Source organism: Pseudomonas sp. FR229a (assembly GCF_030209115.1).
GTDB lineage: Bacteria > Pseudomonadota > Gammaproteobacteria > Pseudomonadales > Pseudomonadaceae > Aquipseudomonas > Aquipseudomonas moraviensis_A.
Genome location: NZ_JARVSP010000006.1, coordinates 68,832 through 85,734, shown reverse-complemented (window position 1 = coordinate 85,734; position 16,903 = coordinate 68,832). Strand labels below are relative to the sequence as shown.

The 16,903-nt window shown below is 60.7% G+C and carries 14 protein-coding genes; all 14 read right to left on the bottom strand.

Annotated features, from left to right (window positions below; translation table 11 throughout):
- Positions 1 to 5 precede the first annotated feature (5 nt).
- Positions 6 to 1,538: an NADH-quinone oxidoreductase subunit M gene (nuoM, locus tag QRN33_RS04875; RefSeq protein ID WP_042609209.1), complete on the bottom strand. Its 1,533-nt coding sequence runs from the start codon at positions 1,536 to 1,538 to the stop codon at positions 6 to 8.
- A gap of 39 nt (positions 1,539 to 1,577) precedes the next feature.
- Positions 1,578 to 3,431, bottom strand: coding sequence for an NADH-quinone oxidoreductase subunit L (nuoL, locus tag QRN33_RS04870; RefSeq protein ID WP_285407434.1), 1,854 nt, complete (start codon positions 3,429 to 3,431; stop codon positions 1,578 to 1,580).
- Complete coding sequence (nuoK, locus tag QRN33_RS04865; RefSeq protein WP_003180046.1) at positions 3,428 to 3,736, bottom strand: NADH-quinone oxidoreductase subunit NuoK; 309 nt, start codon at positions 3,734 to 3,736, stop codon at positions 3,428 to 3,430. The genes nuoL and nuoK overlap by 4 nt, the downstream gene beginning before the upstream one ends.
- Positions 3,737 to 3,739: 3 nt before the next feature.
- Entirely contained in the window at positions 3,740 to 4,240 is a 501-nt protein-coding gene (gene nuoJ / locus QRN33_RS04860) for an NADH-quinone oxidoreductase subunit J (protein WP_007951462.1), read from the bottom strand.
- 9 nt (positions 4,241 to 4,249) lie between these two features.
- The gene (nuoI, locus tag QRN33_RS04855) at positions 4,250 to 4,798 is read right to left on the bottom strand and encodes an NADH-quinone oxidoreductase subunit NuoI (protein ID WP_016775283.1); all 549 of its coding nucleotides are present in this window, start codon (positions 4,796 to 4,798) and stop codon (positions 4,250 to 4,252) included.
- Positions 4,799 to 4,809: 11 nt separating this feature from the next.
- Positions 4,810 to 5,817 (bottom strand): NADH-quinone oxidoreductase subunit NuoH, encoded by a 1,008-nt coding sequence (gene nuoH / locus QRN33_RS04850; RefSeq protein ID WP_039763316.1) that lies wholly within the window; start codon positions 5,815 to 5,817, stop codon positions 4,810 to 4,812.
- Positions 5,814 to 8,528, bottom strand: coding sequence for an NADH-quinone oxidoreductase subunit NuoG (gene nuoG / locus QRN33_RS04845; protein ID WP_285407433.1), 2,715 nt, complete (start codon positions 8,526 to 8,528; stop codon positions 5,814 to 5,816). Before nuoG ends, nuoH begins: the two co-directional genes overlap by 4 nt.
- A gap of 136 nt (positions 8,529 to 8,664) precedes the next feature.
- On the bottom strand, positions 8,665 to 10,020 hold the full coding sequence (gene nuoF / locus QRN33_RS04840) for an NADH-quinone oxidoreductase subunit NuoF (RefSeq protein ID WP_064363636.1): 1,356 nt from the start codon (positions 10,018 to 10,020) through the stop codon (positions 8,665 to 8,667).
- Positions 10,017 to 10,514 (bottom strand): NADH-quinone oxidoreductase subunit NuoE, encoded by a 498-nt coding sequence (nuoE, locus tag QRN33_RS04835; RefSeq protein WP_003223804.1) that lies wholly within the window; start codon positions 10,512 to 10,514, stop codon positions 10,017 to 10,019. The genes nuoF and nuoE overlap by 4 nt, the downstream gene beginning before the upstream one ends.
- 2 nt (positions 10,515 to 10,516) lie before the next feature.
- Positions 10,517 to 12,301 (bottom strand): NADH-quinone oxidoreductase subunit C/D, encoded by a 1,785-nt coding sequence (gene nuoC, locus QRN33_RS04830; RefSeq protein WP_042609213.1) that lies wholly within the window; start codon positions 12,299 to 12,301, stop codon positions 10,517 to 10,519.
- Between the two features lie 69 nt (positions 12,302 to 12,370).
- Positions 12,371 to 13,045: a NuoB/complex I 20 kDa subunit family protein gene (locus QRN33_RS04825; RefSeq protein WP_016775278.1), complete on the bottom strand. Its 675-nt coding sequence runs from the start codon at positions 13,043 to 13,045 to the stop codon at positions 12,371 to 12,373.
- 10 nt (positions 13,046 to 13,055) lie between these two features.
- Positions 13,056 to 13,469, bottom strand: a complete 414-nt coding sequence (locus tag QRN33_RS04820) for an NADH-quinone oxidoreductase subunit A (RefSeq protein ID WP_003223812.1) — start codon at positions 13,467 to 13,469, stop codon at positions 13,056 to 13,058.
- Positions 13,470 to 14,109: 640 nt separating this feature from the next.
- Positions 14,110 to 15,435 carry an isocitrate lyase gene (aceA, locus tag QRN33_RS04815; RefSeq protein ID WP_003223815.1) on the bottom strand — a complete coding sequence of 442 codons (1,326 nt, stop codon included), beginning with the start codon at positions 15,433 to 15,435 and terminating at the stop codon, positions 14,110 to 14,112.
- A gap of 474 nt (positions 15,436 to 15,909) precedes the next feature.
- Positions 15,910 to 16,671: a secretin N-terminal domain-containing protein gene (locus QRN33_RS04810; protein ID WP_042609214.1), complete on the bottom strand. Its 762-nt coding sequence runs from the start codon at positions 16,669 to 16,671 to the stop codon at positions 15,910 to 15,912.
- Between the last annotated feature and the right edge of the window lie 232 nt (positions 16,672 to 16,903).

Genomic DNA, 16,903 nt, shown 5'->3' with positions numbered 1-16,903 from the left:
CGCTCTTACCGGGCCGAAGCGAGTTGAGAGAAGGCGGTGCCGAGCCACTGCTGCACGCCATGCATGGTGGCGGCAGAGGTGTCGAGGAACGGTTGCGGGTAGACGCCGAGGTAAATCAGCAGCACCGCCAGACCGAGCACCATGATCAGTTCGCGCGCGTCCATGCCATGCAGCACCGCGTCGGATTTCGACGGGCCGAAGTAGGCACGGTGGATCATGATCAGCGAGTAGACCGAACCGAACACCAGACCGGACGTGGCAATCGCCGTGACCCATGGAGCGCTGGCGAAGGAACCGATCAGGATCAGGAACTCGCCGACAAAGTTACCGGTACCCGGCAAGCCCAGCGACGCCGCAGCGAAGAACAGGCTGATGGCCGGCAGGTAGGCGATGCGCGACCACAGGCCACCCATCTCACGCATGTCCCGAGTGTGCAGACGCTCATACAACTGACCGCTGAGGATAAACAGTGCCGCTGCCGACAGACCGTGCGCGAGCATCTGGATCACTGCACCTTGCAGCGCCAGTTGGCTGCCGGAGTAGATGCCGATCAACACGAAGCCCATGTGGGAAACGGAAGAGAAGGCGATCAGACGCTTGATGTCGGTTTGGGCGAACGCGAGGAACGCGCCGTAGAAGATCCCGATCAGACCCAGGGTCATGGCGATCGGCGCAAACTCGGCCGAAGCGTTCGGGAACAGCGGCAGGGCGAAACGCAGCAGGCCGTAGGCCGCGGTTTTCAGCAGGATACCGGCGAGGTCGACGGAACCGGCAGTCGGCGCCTGGGCGTGAGCGTCAGGCAGCCAGGAGTGGAACGGAACCACTGGCAGCTTGACCGCGAAGGCGATGAAGAAGCCGAGCATAAGGATGTACTCGGTGGTCATCGACATCTTGGTTTTCAACAGGTCGGCGTAGTTGAAGGTAATCACGCCAGTGTTGTTGAAGTTGACCAGCACCAGACCGAGGATCGCCACCAGCATGATCAGGCCGGAAGCCTGAGTGAAGATGAAGAACTTGGTCGCCGCGTAGATCCGGGTTTTCTTGCCGTCCGAAGAACTGTGACCCCAGAGCGCGATGAGGAAGTACATCGGCACCAGCATCATTTCCCAGAAGAAGAAGAACATGAACAGGTCGAGGGCGAGGAACACGCCGACGACACCGCCCAGGATCCACATCAGGTTCAGGTGGAAGAAGCCAACGTGACGTTGAATCTCTTTCCACGAGCAGAGCACCGAGAGGATACCCAGCAGACCGGTCAGCAGGATCATCAACAGCGACAGGCCGTCGAGGGCCAGGTGCACGTTGATGCCGAAACGCTGGATCCAGACATGCTTGAACTCAAGCGCCCAGGTCGGATCGGCGCCCGGCGCCGGTGCGAATGAATAGTCACCGTGGGCCCACAGCCAGAGGCCGAGTGCGAGTTCCAGGGTCATGGTCAACAGCGCAATCCAGCGCGGGAGGGTGGCGCCGAAGCGCTCAGCCATCCAGCACAGCAGGCCGCCGATGAAGGGGATCAGGATTAGCCAAGGCAGAATCATGACGGGCTCGTTTCCTTTCGCAAATTCGCAAGGTTCATATCAGACCGCTACCAGCACGATGGCGCCGATCACCAGCACGGCACCCGCAGCCATCGAAGCAGCGTACCAACGCAGTTGACCGGTCTCGGTGCGGCTCAGGGCGGTGTGACCACCCTTGGCCATACGCGGGATCAGACCGATGGTCTGGTCGAGCGGGTCTTTGCGCAGTACATGGCTGATCGCAAGGTACGGCTTGACGAACAGTTTGTCGTAGATCCAGTCGAAGCCCCAGGCAGCGAACCACCAGGCCGAAAGGAAACGGCCGATGCCGCTGTTGGCGATCGCCGTGACGAAGCGACGCTTGCCGAGGAACAGCAGCGCTGCCAGCAGGATACCGGCCAAGGCGATGGCGCCCGAGGCGATTTCCAGACTGTGCTTGGCTTCGCCGCCGGCATGGCCAACGCTTTCTGGCAGAACGCCGTGCAGCGGTGGCACGATCATGGCGCCGACGAAAGTCGACAACACGATCAGCACCGACAGCGGCAGCCAGTGAGCGATACCGTGACCGGCGTGGGCTTCGGTCTTGGCTTCACCGTGGAACGTGATGAAGATCAGGCGGAAGGTGTACAGCGAAGTCATGAACGCACCGACCAGACCTGCGTAGAGCAGACCGTGGTTACCGCTGGCAAACGCTTCCCAAAGAATTTCGTCCTTGGAGTAGAAGCCCGCGGTGACCAGTGGCAGAGCGGCCAGCGCAGCACCACCGACGATGAAGCTGGCGTAGGCCAGTGGCAGTTTCTTCCACAGACCGCCCATCTTGAAGATGTTCTGCTCGTGGTGGCAGGCAACGATCACCGCACCGGAAGCCAGGAACAGCAGGGCCTTGAAGAAGGCGTGGGTCATCAGGTGGAAAATCGCGCCATCCCATGCACCCACGCCCAGCGCCAGGAACATGTAGCCGATCTGGCTCATGGTCGAGTAGGCGAGGATACGTTTGATGTCGGTTTGTACCAGCGCGGCGAAGCCTGCGAGAACCAGAGTCACGCCACCGACGATGCCCACCAGGTGCAGGATTTCCGGCGCCAGGGTGAACAGGCCGTGAGTACGGGCGATCAGGTAGACACCGGCGGTCACCATGGTTGCGGCGTGGATCAGTGCCGAAACCGGAGTAGGACCGGCCATCGCGTCCGCCAGCCAGGTTTGCAGCGGCAGTTGCGCCGATTTACCGACCGCACCACCCAGCAGCATCAGCGTTGCCAGGGTGATCCAGAAGTCGCCGACCTGGAATTTCTGCGGTGCCAGCACCAGCAGTTCCTGAATGTTCAACGTGCCCACTTGCTGGAACAGGATGAACAGGCCGATGGCCATGAACACGTCGCCGATGCGGGTGACGATGAAAGCCTTGAGTGCGGCGTTACCGTTGTTGCGATTGCTGTAGTAGAAACCGATCAACAGGTACGAGCACAGGCCCACGCCTTCCCAGCCGAAGTACAGGAACAACAGGTTATCGCCGAGCACCAGGAACAGCATGCTGGCGATAAACAGGTTGGTGTACGAGAAGAAGCGCGAGTAGCCCGCTTCACCGCGCATGTACCAGGACGCGAACAGGTGGATCAGGAAACCGACGCCCACCACCACGCCGAGCATGGTGATCGACAGGCCGTCGACGTAGAGGGCGAAGTCAGGCTTGAAGCCTTCCACCACCATCCACTGCCACAGCACCAGGGTGTAGTGACCGCCTTCCGGTGGTGCGACGTTGAACTGCCAGATGACGTAGGCAGCGACAATCGCCGACAAGCCAATGGAACCCACGCCGATCAGCGCCGAGAGGTTTTCCGACCAGCGTCCACGGGAGAACGACAGGAGCAGGAAACCGATCAGAGGGAATACGAAAGTAAGAAAGATCAGGTTCATCCGCGCATCTCACTGGCAGCGTCGATATCGAGCGTGTGGAAGCGGCGATACAGTTGCAGCAGGATCGCCAGGCCAATACTGGCCTCCGCCGCTGCAAGGCTGATCACCAGGATGAACATGATCTGTCCATCCGGCTGCGCCCAGCGGGCGCCCGCAACGATGAAGGCCAGGGCAGAGGCGTTCATCATCACTTCCAGACTCATCAACACGAACAAAATGTTGCGGCGGACCATCAGGCCGACCAGACCAAGGCAGAACAGGATGCCGGCAACCGCCAGTCCATGCTCGAGAGGGATAGCAGGCATGTCTTACTCCTTCGCCTCGTTACGGCCCAAATGGAACGCCGTGACGGCTGCGGCGAGCAGCAGCATCGAGGCGAGTTCGACCACCAGCAGGTACGGGCCGAACAGGCTGATGCCCACGGCTTTCGCGTCTACGGTGGTGTGGCCGATGGCCTGGCCGCTCTGGTGAGCGAACAGCACATACAGCAGTTCGGCCAGCAGCAGCGCGGCGAGAATCACCGGTCCTGCCCAGATGCCGGGCTTGAGCCAGGTGCGTTCCTGCTGCACCGAGGCCGGGCCGAGGTTGAGCATCATCACCACGAACACGAACAGCACCATGATGGCGCCGGCGTAGGCGATCACTTCCAGCACACCGGCGAACGGCGCACCGAGGGCGAAGAAGGTCATGGCCACGGCGATCAACGAGATGATCAGGTAGAGCAGGGCGTGCACGGGATTGGTGTTGGTGACCACACGCAGCGTGGACACCACAGCAATACCCGATGCGAAATAGAAAGCGAATTCCATCGTTCTTCCTTAAGGCAGCAAGCTCTTCACGTTGATCGGTTCGGCTTCGTTCTGCGCAGCGCCTTTCGGCTTGCCAGCGATTGCCATACCTGCAACACGATAGAAGTTGTAATCAGGGTTTTTGCCGGGGCCGGAGATCAGCAGATCTTCTTTCTCGTACACCAGGTCCTGACGTTTGAACTCGGCCATCTCGAAATCCGGGGTCAACTGGATCGCGGTGGTCGGGCAGGCTTCCTCGCAGAGACCGCAGAAAATGCAGCGCGAGAAGTTGATCCGGAAGAAGTCCGGGTACCAGCGACCGTCTTCGGTTTCAGCTTTCTGCAGCGAGATGCAACCCACCGGGCAGGCCACGGCGCACAGGTTGCAGGCTACGCAGCGTTCTTCGCCATCGGGGTCGCGGGTCAGGACGATGCGGCCACGGTAACGCGGCGGCAGGTAGACCTGCTCCTCGGGGTATTGCAGGGTGTCGCGCTTGCGAAAGCCATGGCCGAAGACCATGACCAGGCTGCGCAACTGGGTACCGGTACCCTTAACGATGTCGCCAATATATTTGAACATGGGTCAAATCCTCACTGAACCGCAACCGCAGGCGTGTTCAACAACACAACCGCAGCGGTCACCAGCAAATTGATCAGGGTCAGTGGCAGGCAGAATTTCCAGCTGAAATCCATCACCTGGTCATAACGCGGACGCGGGATGGAAGCGCGCAGCAGGATGAACAGCATGATGAAGAACGCGGTCTTCAGTGCGAACCAGACGAAGGACAGTTGCGGCAGGATGCCGAACGGACCGTGCCAGCCACCGAAGAACAGGGTGACCAGCAGCGCCGAGATCAGGATGATGCCGATGTATTCACCGACGAAGAACATGCCCCATTTCATACCGGCGTATTCAATGTGGTAACCGTCGGCCAGTTCCTGTTCTGCTTCCGGCTGGTCGAACGGGTGACGGTGAGTCACGGCGACGCCAGCGATGAAGAAGGTACAGAAGCCGAAGAACTGCGGAATGATGAACCACAGGTTCTGCGCCTGGTACTCGACGATGTCGCGCATGTTGAACGAGCCGACCTGGACCACGATGCCCATCAGGGCCAGGCCCATGAACACTTCGTAGGACACGGTCTGCGCCGAGGCACGCAAGCTGCCGAGCAGGGCGAACTTGTTGTTGCTCGACCAGCCGGCGAACAGCACGGCGTACACCGACAGACCGGCCATGGCGAAGAAGAACAGCAGGCCGATGTTCAGATCCGCCACGCCCCAGGTCGGGGTGATCGGGATGATCGCGAAGGCGATCAGCAGGGCGGACATGGCCACCACCGGCGCCAGGGTGAAAATCACCTTATCGGCAAACGGCGGGGTCCAGTCTTCCTTGAAGAACATCTTCAGCATGTCGGCGGCGATCTGGAACATGCCGAACGGGCCAACGCGGTTCGGACCGTAACGGTCCTGCCACCAGCCCAGCAGGCGACGTTCGACAAAGCTGAGCAAGGCGCCCGCGACCACCACGGCCAGCAGGATCACGATGGCTTTGATGACCGTCAGGATCACATCGATCACTTCAGGGGTGAACCAGGTCATTGCGCTGCCTCCTGCAGACCGTCGACGGACACGCCGGCGAATGCCGGTGGAATGCCGGCGATGCCCGCAGGCAATGCCACCAGACCGGCGCCCAGTTCTTCATTGATTCGCAGCGGCAGACGCAGGGTCTGGCCGGCCACGTTCAGGCTCAGCAGAGCACCGTCGTTGACACCGAGGCGGTCGGCTTCGGATTTCGCCAGAGCCACATATGGCGCCGGAATGCGTTCTTGCACCGGGGCGGCTTTCGACGAGTTCTCTTCGCTGCCGAACAGGTGGAAGAACGGCACGGCTTGCCAGGTACCCGGCGCCGGGTTGAAGGCACGCGGCGCAGCGGCGAACCAGTTCAGCGAGTCGCCAGTGCTTTCGATCAGGCGTGTGCCCGGATCGCCAGCGCGCAGGTGACCACCGACTTCGTCCTGGAACTTGTTCCACGCTTGTGGCGAGTTCCAGCCCGGCGACCATGCGAATGGCACCTGCTGACGCGGTTCGGCAGAGCCCGAGTAACCTTCCATGGAGAAGGCGAACGCGGTGTCCTGGTCTTGCGGGGTGCGCGGTTCGTGAACGCTGATGTCGGCGCGCATCGCGGTGCGACCGGAATAACGCAGCGGCTCACGCGCCAGTTTCAGACCCTTGATGCGGAACGCAGCCGACGGTGCAGCATCTACGATGCGCGCCAGCTGTGCGGTGCTCGAAGCCACGGCCGCGGTGACGTGGTCGAGTTGCGTCCAGTCGATCGACTGGTTCAGCAGGGTCGAGCGCAGGGCGTGCAGCCAGCGCCAGCCTTCGTGAACCAGAATGCTTGCGTCCATGTACTGCGGATCGAAAACCTGGAAGAAGCGCTGGGCGCGACCTTCCTGGCTGACCAGCGTACCGTCGCCCTCGGCGAAGCTTGCCGCTGGCAGAACCAGGTGCGCGCGATCAGTGGTGGCGGTTTTCTGATGGTCAGCGACGATCACCACTTTAGCGGCGTTCAGTGCAGCATCGACCTTGGCGTTGGCAGTGCGGGTGTACAGATCGTTTTCCAGCACGACGATCGCGTCCGCCTTGCCATCGATGACCGCTTGCAGCGCGGCGTCGACCGATTCGCCACCGAGCATGGCCAGACCGAGGCTGTTGGCTTCCGGCACGATCAGGCTGATCGAACCGTTCTTCTCGCGCAGCTTCAGGGCCTTGGCGATGTTCGCGGCGGCTTCGATCAAGGCTTTGGAACCCAGCGAAGTACCGGCGATGATCAGCGGGCGCTTGGCGGCGAGCAGGGCGTCGGCGATGCGCTGCGCCAGTTCCAGGGCTTCAGCGTCCAGGCCTTCGACGGCCGGAGCACTGGCATCCAGCGCGTGAGCCACGGCGAAACCGATGCGTGCCAGGTCATCCGGAGCGGCGTGTACGCATTCTTCAGCGACGTCATCGAGCTTGGTTTCCGCCAGGCTGGCGATGAACAGCGGGTTCAGCGCGTGCTGGCCGATGTTCTTCACCGCCGCGTCGAGCCAAGGCTGGACGCGCATGGCTTCGGCCATGTCTTCAGCCTTGCCCTTGACCGACTGACGCAGGGCCAGCGCCATGCGCGCAGCGGTCTGGGTCAGGTCTTCGCCGAGGACGAAGATCGCGTCGTGGTCTTCGATGTCGCGCATGTTCGGCACAGGCAGCGGGCTGTCGTTCAGCACCTGCAGGACCAGACGGATGCGCTCCAGCTCGGAGGCTTCGATACCCGAGTAGAAGTGCTCGGCGCCGACCAGTTCGCGCAACGCGTAGTTGCTTTCGAGGCTGGCACGCGGCGAACCGATACCGACGATGTTGCGCCCGCGCAGCAGGTCGGCGGCTTTATCCAGCGCCGCGTCGAGGCTGAGCTTGGTGCCATCGGCCAGCAGCGGCTGACGTGGACGGTCGGTACGGTTGACGTAGCCGTAGCCGAAACGGCCACGGTCGCAGAGGAAGTACTGGTTCACCGAACCGTTGAAGCGGTTTTCGATACGACGCAGTTCACCGTAACGCTCGCCCGGGGAGATGTTGCAACCGCTCGAGCAGCCGTGGCAGATGCTCGGCGCGAACTGCATGTCCCACTTGCGGTTGTAGCGCTCGGAGTGAGTCTTGTCGGTGAACACACCGGTCGGGCAGACCTCGGTGAGGTTGCCGGAGAATTCGCTCTCGAGGGTGCCGTCTTCAACGCGACCGAAGTACACGTTGTCGTGGGCGCCGAACACGCCGAGGTCGGTGCCGCCGGCATAGTCCTTGTAGAAACGCACGCAGCGGTAGCAAGCGATGCAGCGGTTCATTTCGTGGGAAATGAACGGGCCCAGTTGCTGGTTCTGGTGGGTGCGCTTGCTGAAGCGATAGCGGCGCTCGTTGTGGCCGGTCATCACTGTCATGTCTTGCAGGTGGCAGTGACCGCCTTCCTCGCACACCGGGCAGTCGTGCGGGTGGTTGGTCATCAGCCATTCGACAACGCTGGCGCGGAACGCCTTGGATTCTTCATCGTCGATGGAGATCCAGGTGTTGTCGGTGGCTGGGGTCATGCAGGACATGACGATGCGACCACGGGTGTCGTTCTCGTCGGTGTACTGCTTGACCGCGCACTGGCGGCAGGCCCCGACGCTACCAAGCGCGGGGTGCCAGCAGAAATATGGAATGTCGAGGCCCAGCGACAGACATGCCTGTAACAGGTTGTCTGCCCCGTCGACTTCGAGCGCTTTGCCGTCTACGTGGATAGTGGCCATGGTTCAAAGGTCTTCGTTGGCCCGGTGTCAGCGGGCGTGGCTAATGGAATCTTGTTATGCGTCCGAATCCAAACAGCCCCGAAGGGCGTCATCGGACGAAAGGCGAAGGGCACGGACCCTTCGCCTTCTTAAGCGTTTACGCGCCGACTACGATCGGCCTTGCCAGAGGCGGGACGGCGGCGCTGACAGGCGCGATACCGGCTTCGAACTCTGGACGGAAGTATTTGATGGCGCTGCCCAGCGGCTCCACGGCACCCGGTGCGTGAGCACAGAAGGTTTTGCCCGGGCCAAGGAAACCGACCAGACCCAGCAGGGTCTCGATGTCGCCTGGCTGGCCCTTGCCTTGTTCGATGGCCATCAGCAGCTTGACGCTCCATGGCAGACCATCGCGGCACGGGGTGCAGAAACCGCAGGATTCACGGGCGAAGAACTGCTCCATGTTGCGCAGCAGCGAGACCATGTTGACGCTGTCGTCCACCGCCATCGCCAGGCCGGTACCCATCCGGGTGCCAACCTTGGCGATGCCGCCGGCGTACATTTGTGCGTCGAGGTGCTCCGGCAGGAGGAAACCGGTACCGGCGCCCCCCGGCTGCCAGGCCTTGAGCTTGAAGCCGTCGCGCATGCCGCCGGCGTAGTCTTCGAACAGCTCGCGACCGGTGACGCCGAATGGCAGTTCCCACAGGCCCGGATTCTTGACCTTGCCGGAGAAGCCCATGAGCTTGGTGCCCATGTCTTCGGAGCCTTCGCGGGCCAACGATTTGTACCAGTCAACGCCGTCGGCAATGATCGCCGGCACGTTGCACAGGGTTTCGACGTTGTTCACGCAGGTCGGCTTGCCCCACACACCGACGGCGGCAGGGAAGGGCGGCTTGGAGCGCGGGTTGGCACGGCGGCCTTCGAGGGAGTTGATCAAGGCGGTTTCTTCACCGCAGATGTAACGCCCGGCGCCAGTGTGGACGAACAGTTCGAAATCGAAACCGCTGCCCAGAATGTTCTTGCCCAGCAGGCCGGCCGCCTTGGCTTCTTCCACGGCACGGTTGAGGTGCTTGGCGGCGGTGGTGTATTCGCCGCGCAGGAAGATGTAGCCACGGTAGGTTTTCAGTGCGCGGGCACTGATCAGCATGCCTTCGATCAGCAGATGGGGCAGTTGCTCCATCAGCATGCGGTCTTTCCAGGTGTTCGGCTCCATTTCATCCGCGTTGCACAGCAGGTAGCGGATGTTGATGGATTCGTCCTTGGGCATCAGGCCCCACTTCACGCCAGTGGGGAAGCCGGCACCGCCGCGACCCTTGAGGCCGGCGTCTTTCACGGTCTGGACGATGGCGTCCTGATCCATGTCGGCGAAGGCTTTGCGCGCGGCAGCGTAACCGTTCTTGGCCTGGTACTCGTCGAGCCACACGGCTTCGCCGTCATCGCGCAGACGCCAGGTCAGGGGATGCGTCTCGGCCGACCGCTGAATGCGGTTGGCAGGACCGAAAGATGTCAGGGTCATACGTAGCCCTCGAGCAGTTTGGCCACGCCAGCAGGCTGCACGTCGCCAAAGGTGTCGTCGTCGATCATCAGCGCCGGTGCCTTGTCGCAGTTGCCGAGGCAGCAGACAGGCAGCAGGGTGAAACGACCGTCGGCGGTGGTCTGACCCAGGCCGATGCCCAGATTGTTCTGGATTTCGCTGACCACCGACTCGTGGCCGCCGATGTAGCAGACCATGCTGTCGCAGACGCGAATGATGTGGCGGCCGACCGGCTGACGGAAGATCTGGCTGTAGAACGTCGCCACGCCTTCAACGTCGCTGGCCGGGATGCCGAGGATCTCGCCAATCGCGTACAGGGCGCCGTCCGGCACCCAGCCGCGTTCCTTCTGAACGATCTTCAGGGCTTCGATCGACGCCGCGCGCGGGTCTTCGTAGTGATGCAGCTCGTGCTCGATGGCCGAGCGCTCGGTTTCACTCAAGGTGAAACGGTCTGTCTGGATAAGCGTGCTGTTCATGCTTAGCGGTCCACGTCGGCCATAACGAAGTCGATACTACCCAGGTACGCAATCAAGTCCGCGACCATGCTGCCTTTGATCACCGAAGGGATCTGCTGCAGGTGCGGGAAGCTCGGAGTACGGATCCGGGTACGGTAGCTCATGGTGCCGCCGTCGCTCGTCAGGTAATAACTGTTGATGCCCTTGGTCGCTTCGATCATCTGGAAGGATTCGTTGGCCGGCATGACCGGGCCCCACGAAACCTGGAGGAAGTGCGTGATCAGGGTTTCGATGTGCTGCAGCGTGCGCTCTTTCGGTGGCGGCGTGGTCAGCGGGTGATCCGCCTTGTACGGGCCTTCCGGCATGTTGCGCATGCATTGATCGATGATCTTGATGCTCTGGCGCATCTCTTCGACGCGAACCATGCAGCGGTCGTAGGCATCGCCGTTGACGGCCAGCGGCACTTCGAATTCGAAGTTCTCGTAGCCCGAATACGGACGCGCCTTGCGCAGGTCGAAATCGCAACCGGTCGAACGCAGGCCGGCACCGGTGACGCCCCATTCCAGGGCCTCTTTGGTGTTGTAGGCAGCGACGCCGACGGTACGGCCCTTGAGGATGCTGTTCTGCAGGGCGGCCTTGGTGTATTCGTCCAGGCGCTTGGGCATCCACTCGACGAAATCCTTGACCAGTTTTTCCCAGCCGCGCGGCAGGTCGTGTGCGACGCCACCGATGCGGTACCAGGCCGGGTGCAGACGGAAACCGGTGATCGCCTCGATCACCGTGTACGCCTTCTGGCGGTCGGTGAAAGTGAAGAACACCGGCGTCATGGCGCCGACGTCCTGGATGTAGGTGCCAAGGAACAGCAGGTGACTGGTGATACGGAAGAATTCGGCCATCATGATGCGGATGACGTCGACCTTCTGCGGCACCTTGATGCCGGCGAGTTTCTCGACCGAGAGCACGTACGGCAGGTTGTTCATCACGCCGCCGAGGTAGTCGATGCGGTCGGTGTACGGAATGTAGCTGTGCCAGGACTGACGTTCGCCCATCTTCTCGGCGCCACGGTGGTGGTAACCGATGTCCGGGACGCAGTCGACGATCTCTTCGCCGTCCAGCTGCAGAATGATGCGGAACGCACCGTGCGCGGAAGGGTGGTTCGGGCCGAGGTTGAGGAACATGTAGTCCTCGTTGGCACCGGAACGCTTCATGCCCCAGTCTTCGGGACGGAAACGCGCGGCTTCCTCTTCAAGCTGCTGCTTGGCGAGGTTGAGGCTGTACGGATCGAATTCGGTGGCGCGCGCCGGGAAGTCCTTGCGCAGCGGGTGACCTTCCCAGGTCGGCGGCATCATGATGCGCGACAGGTGCGGGTGGCCTTTGAAGTCGATGCCGAACATGTCCCAGACTTCGCGCTCGTACCAGTTGGCGTTCGGCCAGATGCTGGTGACGGAAGGCATGCTGAGGTCGCCTTCGGACAAGGCCACCTTGATCATCACGTCACTATTACGCTCCAGCGACATGAGGTGATAGAACACGGTGAAATCGGCGCCGGTCGGCAGCCCTTGACGCTTGGTGCGCAGGCGCTCGTCCACGCCGTGCAGGTCATAGAGCATGACGTACGGCTTGGGCAGGTTGCGCAGGAAAGTCAGGACTTCAACCAGTCTGGCGCGGGCCACCCACAGCACCGGCATGCCGGTGCGGGTTGCCTGCGCGGTAAACGCTTCGGCGCCAAAACGGTTGTTCAGTTCGACGACCACATCCTGGTCGTCTGCCTTGTAAGGCGGGATGTACAGAGCACTGCCTGTAGTCATGGTTATTTTTTCGCTTTCGGTCAACGTAAAGAATGAAGCCAGCTTCTCGTTACTTGGAACAGAACTGGATCAGACTTCGTCAGGGCTGCGCAGATTGGTGACTGCGATTCGCTGTTCGCGGCGCTGTTCCTTCTGCGATGGCATGTCGGCGCGATACACGCCTTGATCACCAACGACCCAGGAAAGCGGACGACGCTCCTGTCCAATCGATTCCTGCAACAGCATCAAGCCTTGCAGAAATGCTTCCGGACGGGGCGGGCAGCCAGGTACGTAGACGTCCACGGGCAGGAACTTGTCTACGCCTTGAACCACGGAGTAGATGTCGTACATGCCGCCGGAGTTGGCGCACGAACCCATGGAGATGACCCATTTCGGTTCGAGCATTTGCTCGTAGAGACGCTGAATGATCGGCGCCATCTTGATGAAGCAGGTACCGGCGATAACCATGAAGTCGGCCTGACGCGGCGAGGCCCTGATCACTTCGGCGCCAAAGCGCGCGATGTCGTGGGGCGCCGTGAAGGCGGTGGTCATTTCCACGTAGCAGCACGACAGGCCGAAGTTGTACGGCCACAGGGAGTTCTTACGTCCCCAGTTGACCGCGCCACTCAGCACGTCTTCCAGCTTGCCCATGAAAATGTTTTTGTGGACTTGATCTTCTAACGGATCGGCAACGGTTTCCCGCTGGCCAATCGGATACTGCTCGTTAGGAGCATCGGGGTCGATCCTGGTGAGATTGTATTGCATTGCCAAAGCCTCATTGTTTCAGCTTCGCCTGCCGCTTGCGACGAGCTTCCGGAGCCCAGTCAAGGGCGCCCACTCGGAACAGGTAGACAAGACCTGCCAACAGAATTGCTATGAAAACGAGAGCTTCGACGAATCCGGTCCAGCCGCTTTCGCGGACGGACACAGACCATGCAAAGAGAAAGAGGGCTTCGATATCGAAGATCACGAAGAGCATCGCGACCAGATAGAATTTGGCTGAGAGCCGCAAGCGGGCGCCACCGGTAGGTAGCATGCCCGACTCGAACGGTTCGTTTTTGCTGCGACCCCAGGCTTTTGACCCGAGGAGGCTGGAGACGCCAAGCATGAAGGCACACAGGCCGACGACACCCAGAAGGAAAATGGCAAAGCCCCAGTTGTGGGCCATGAGTCCTGTCGCTTCGGGCATGCTGGTAATCCTTAACAGAGAGCAAAGGTCTCTGAGCTTGATAAAGAAATAAGGCAGTGACGATATGTCGCAGCAATCAATCGGGCTGATTTTATGGCTAAACACCCGGCAAGTAAAATTCCAAAGGCGAAATTATTTACCGGATTAAGGACATAGCGCTTGCTCACAGCCCTGCGGCCCATGCGTTGCGGGCATTAGCCGGGTTTCCATCAATTATGTTTTGTAGGGTTTGTAACGAACATAGTTGCTGCTGAATGATAATTGATATCGTTTGCAGTGGTTTTGTAACTGTTTAACGAGTGAGTGGTTGGGAAGTTGTCTTACTTGCGCGTTACTGCAAGTAGCGAAGCCTACGGTTTTAGCGGAAATTTCTGACGCTTGTACCGCTTCAGATCAATGTTTCACGCCCACGCCACAGATCCCCTGTAGGAGTGAGCCTGCTCGCGATGGCGGTCTGTCAGCCAGCACATGAGTTAACTGATAAACCGCTATCGCGAGCAAGCTCGCTCCCACAGGGGGTCGTGGTGTCCATCAAATCGAAAGCAAAAAAAACGCCCCGATCCAGTCGGGGCGTCAATCTTGCGGCTCTGCGGTTAGCTTTTGTTCGATCCGCAAAGGCCGTTTGCTCAGCGAAGCGCTATCAGTGGAACTGTTCTTCTTCGGTCGAGCCGGTCAGCGCGGTCACCGAGGACGAGCCGCCCTGGATCACGGTGGTCATGTCGTCGAAGTAGCCGGTGCCCACTTCCTGCTGGTGCGCCACAAAGGTGTAGCCTTTGGCGGCGTCAGCGAATTCCTGCTCTTGCAGCTTCACGTAGGCCGTCATGTCGTTGCGGGCGTAGTCGTGCGCCAGGTTGAACATGCTGTGCCACATGTTGTGAATGCCGGCCAGGGTGATGAACTGGTGCTTGTAGCCCATGGCGGACAGTTCGCGCTGGAATTTGGCGATGGTGGCGTCGTCCAGGTTCTTCTTCCAGTTGAAGGAAGGCGAGCAGTTGTACGACAGCAACTGATCCGGGTACTCCTTCTTGATCGCTTCAGCAAAGCGACGGGCTTCTTCCAGGTCCGGCTTGGCGGTTTCGCACCAGATCAGGTCGGCGTACGGCGCGTAAGCCAGGCCACGGGCGATCGCTTGATCCAGACCGGCACGTACCTTATAGAAACCTTCCTGAGTACGCTCGCCGGTCACGAATGGCTGATCGTACGGGTCGCAGTCGGAGGTCAGCAGGTCAGCCGCGTTGGCGTCGGTGCGGGCCAGAATGATGGTCGGCGTACCGGCAACGTCAGCGGCCAGACGGGCAGCGGTCAGCTTCTGTACGGCTTCCTGGGTTGGCACCAGAACCTTGCCGCCCATGTGCCCGCATTTCTTCACCGAAGCCAGTTGGTCTTCGAAGTGAACGCCGGCGGCGCCCGCTTCGATCATGCTCTTCATCAGTTCGTAAGCGTTGAGTACGCCGCCGAAACCGGCTTCAGCGTCTGCCACGATTGGCGCGAAGTAGTCGATGTAGCCTTCATCGCCCGGGTTCTTGCCGGCTTTCCACTGGATCTGGTCGGCACGACGGAACGAGTTGTTGATGCGCTTGACCACGGTTGGCACCGAGTCAACCGGGTACAGCGACTGGTCCGGGTACATCGATTCGGCGGAGTTGTTGTCCGCAGCCACCTGCCAGCCGGACAAGTAGATCGCCTGGATACCGGCTTTAACCTGCTGAACAGCCTGGCCGCCGGTCAAGGCGCCCATGCAGTTGACGAAATCTTTCTCTGGACGGAAGGACGGCTTGGCACCTTGGGTCACCAGGTTCCACAGCTTCTCGGCGCCCATCTTCGCGAAGGTGTGCTCAGGCTGAACCGAGCCACGCAGACGGACCACGTCAGCAGCGGAGTAAGTGCGAGTCACGCCTTTCCAGCGCGGGTTCTCGGCCCAGTCTTTTTCGAGGGCTGCAATTTGCTGTTCGCGTGTCAGTGCCATGGAGATAAACCTCGTCGCGTCTTTTATGAAAAGTTGTTCTGCGGTGGAAAATTCCTGCGCTCGCTGACCAGAAGCCTGGTGGTCAAGTCGGATTCGGCGGGGTAGGCGACGGGATGAACGATGGGCTCGAGGGGAAGTGAGCAGGTAGTGGCGGACTGCGGGGCGCATGCGGGCGTCGTGGGCCTTCATACGGACAACAGCGTGAAGCCGGGTTACCTAAATACGCTTCCGTCCCTCGGGACAACTTCGTTCCAGTCGGCAACCTCGTCAAACACACCTTGTGGGCGGTACAGACACGAAACGGTTCGCGGGGTAGGTGCGAACGGCGCTTCGAAGGCCCTTGCCAGGGCCTCTGATTAGCGGGAGCGAGGCCATCATGCCCTCGCTTTTTCGCGTCGTCAAACGTTTTGTAGTGCTTTTTTTAAAGCACTACATCTTTAGTCTGATACGACTAATCAGTCAGTTTTCGGTGCTTTAGTCCAGTGCGTCGACTTTGACCCGCAGGGTCATGTCATCGCGACCTTGAGTCGAGTAGCTGCGGGTCAGGCCCTGTTTGTCGGCCTGAGTCTGGCTGTTGACGCCGGCGAGGGTGATCCACTCACCGAGGCGTCCGGTGACGGTTGTGTCGGTACTCTGAACGTTCACTACATCGGGACGTTCCTGGCTCATGCGGTCACGGTTGGTACTGATCGCCAGATGAACGGTCTCGCCGGTGACGCTGGCGGTGACGTAGAAACCCTGGGTGACGTTGCGGTATTGAGTCTCGCTGCTGTAACCGCCGTAGGAATCGCTCTGGGTGTTGGTGATCGGCACACTCTGGCCGACCTGGATCAGCGCCGGAGTGCCTTCACTGGTCTGCACTTGCTGGACGCCGCCGTTGCGGCTGGTGGTGCTGCGACTGATGATCCGGGTCTGGTTCGGCTGGGCGCCGTTGACTGAATAACCTTCGTCGCCACGGCCATTGTTTTCGTTGGTGTCGACGGTGATCAGCAAGCGCTTGGGCGCGGTGTCGAGTTGTGCGAGCAAATCCTTCAGTTCTTGAATCTTGCCCGGCTCGGCCTTGACGATCAGTTGGTTGCCGTAAGCGCTGACCTGACCGTCCTGGCCGATGAAGTCCTGCGCCACCGGCAGCATGTCGGCGCTGGTGTGGTATTTGAGAGGGACGATTTCTGTGGCTGCCAGCACCGAAAAACTGCAGCCGAGCAGCAGGGTGGTGAGCAGGGTGCGTAGGGACATGTCCGTTATCTCCGCGTTCGAAAAGGCTTGATATTGCCAGTTTGTCGGCCCGGGGTGGGGCAAGTTGAATCGTAGACAGCAAAACGCCCCGGCAGTGTTGAATGGCGGGGCGTCAGGAGATGATGTTGTGGCGAGGGAGCTTGCTCCCGCTGGGGCGCGAAGCGGCCCTGCTGTTGAAATCCAAAGCAGGGTCTGCTGCGCAGCCCGGCGGGAGCAAGCTCCCTCGCCACAG

Excerpts from the sequence above, each read along its gene's own strand:
- nuoL (WP_285407434.1), bottom strand. The coding sequence starts at position 3,431 with ATGAACCTGATCTTTCTTACTTTCGTATTCCCTCTGATCGGTTTCCTG.
- aceA (WP_003223815.1), bottom strand. The coding sequence starts at position 15,435 with ATGGCACTGACACGCGAACAGCAAATTGCAGCCCTCGAAAAAGACTGG.
- nuoM (WP_042609209.1), bottom strand. The coding sequence starts at position 1,538 with ATGATTCTGCCTTGGCTAATCCTGATCCCCTTCATCGGCGGCCTGCTG.
- nuoK (WP_003180046.1), bottom strand. The coding sequence starts at position 3,736 with ATGCCTGCTATCCCTCTCGAGCATGGACTGGCGGTTGCCGGCATCCTG.
- QRN33_RS04820 (WP_003223812.1), bottom strand. The coding sequence starts at position 13,469 with ATGCCCGAAGCGACAGGACTCATGGCCCACAACTGGGGCTTTGCCATT.
- QRN33_RS04825 (WP_016775278.1), bottom strand. The coding sequence starts at position 13,045 with ATGCAATACAATCTCACCAGGATCGACCCCGATGCTCCTAACGAGCAG.
- nuoG (WP_285407433.1), bottom strand. The coding sequence starts at position 8,528 with ATGGCCACTATCCACGTAGACGGCAAAGCGCTCGAAGTCGACGGGGCA.
- nuoE (WP_003223804.1), bottom strand. The coding sequence starts at position 10,514 with ATGAACAGCACGCTTATCCAGACAGACCGTTTCACCTTGAGTGAAACC.
- nuoF (WP_064363636.1), bottom strand. The coding sequence starts at position 10,020 with ATGACCCTGACATCTTTCGGTCCTGCCAACCGCATTCAGCGGTCGGCC.
- nuoJ (WP_007951462.1), bottom strand. The coding sequence starts at position 4,240 with ATGGAATTCGCTTTCTATTTCGCATCGGGTATTGCTGTGGTGTCCACG.
- nuoH (WP_039763316.1), bottom strand. The coding sequence starts at position 5,817 with ATGACCTGGTTCACCCCTGAAGTGATCGATGTGATCCTGACGGTCATC.
- nuoC (WP_042609213.1), bottom strand. The coding sequence starts at position 12,301 with ATGACTACAGGCAGTGCTCTGTACATCCCGCCTTACAAGGCAGACGAC.
- QRN33_RS04810 (WP_042609214.1), bottom strand. The coding sequence starts at position 16,671 with ATGTCCCTACGCACCCTGCTCACCACCCTGCTGCTCGGCTGCAGTTTT.
- nuoI (WP_016775283.1), bottom strand. The coding sequence starts at position 4,798 with ATGTTCAAATATATTGGCGACATCGTTAAGGGTACCGGTACCCAGTTG.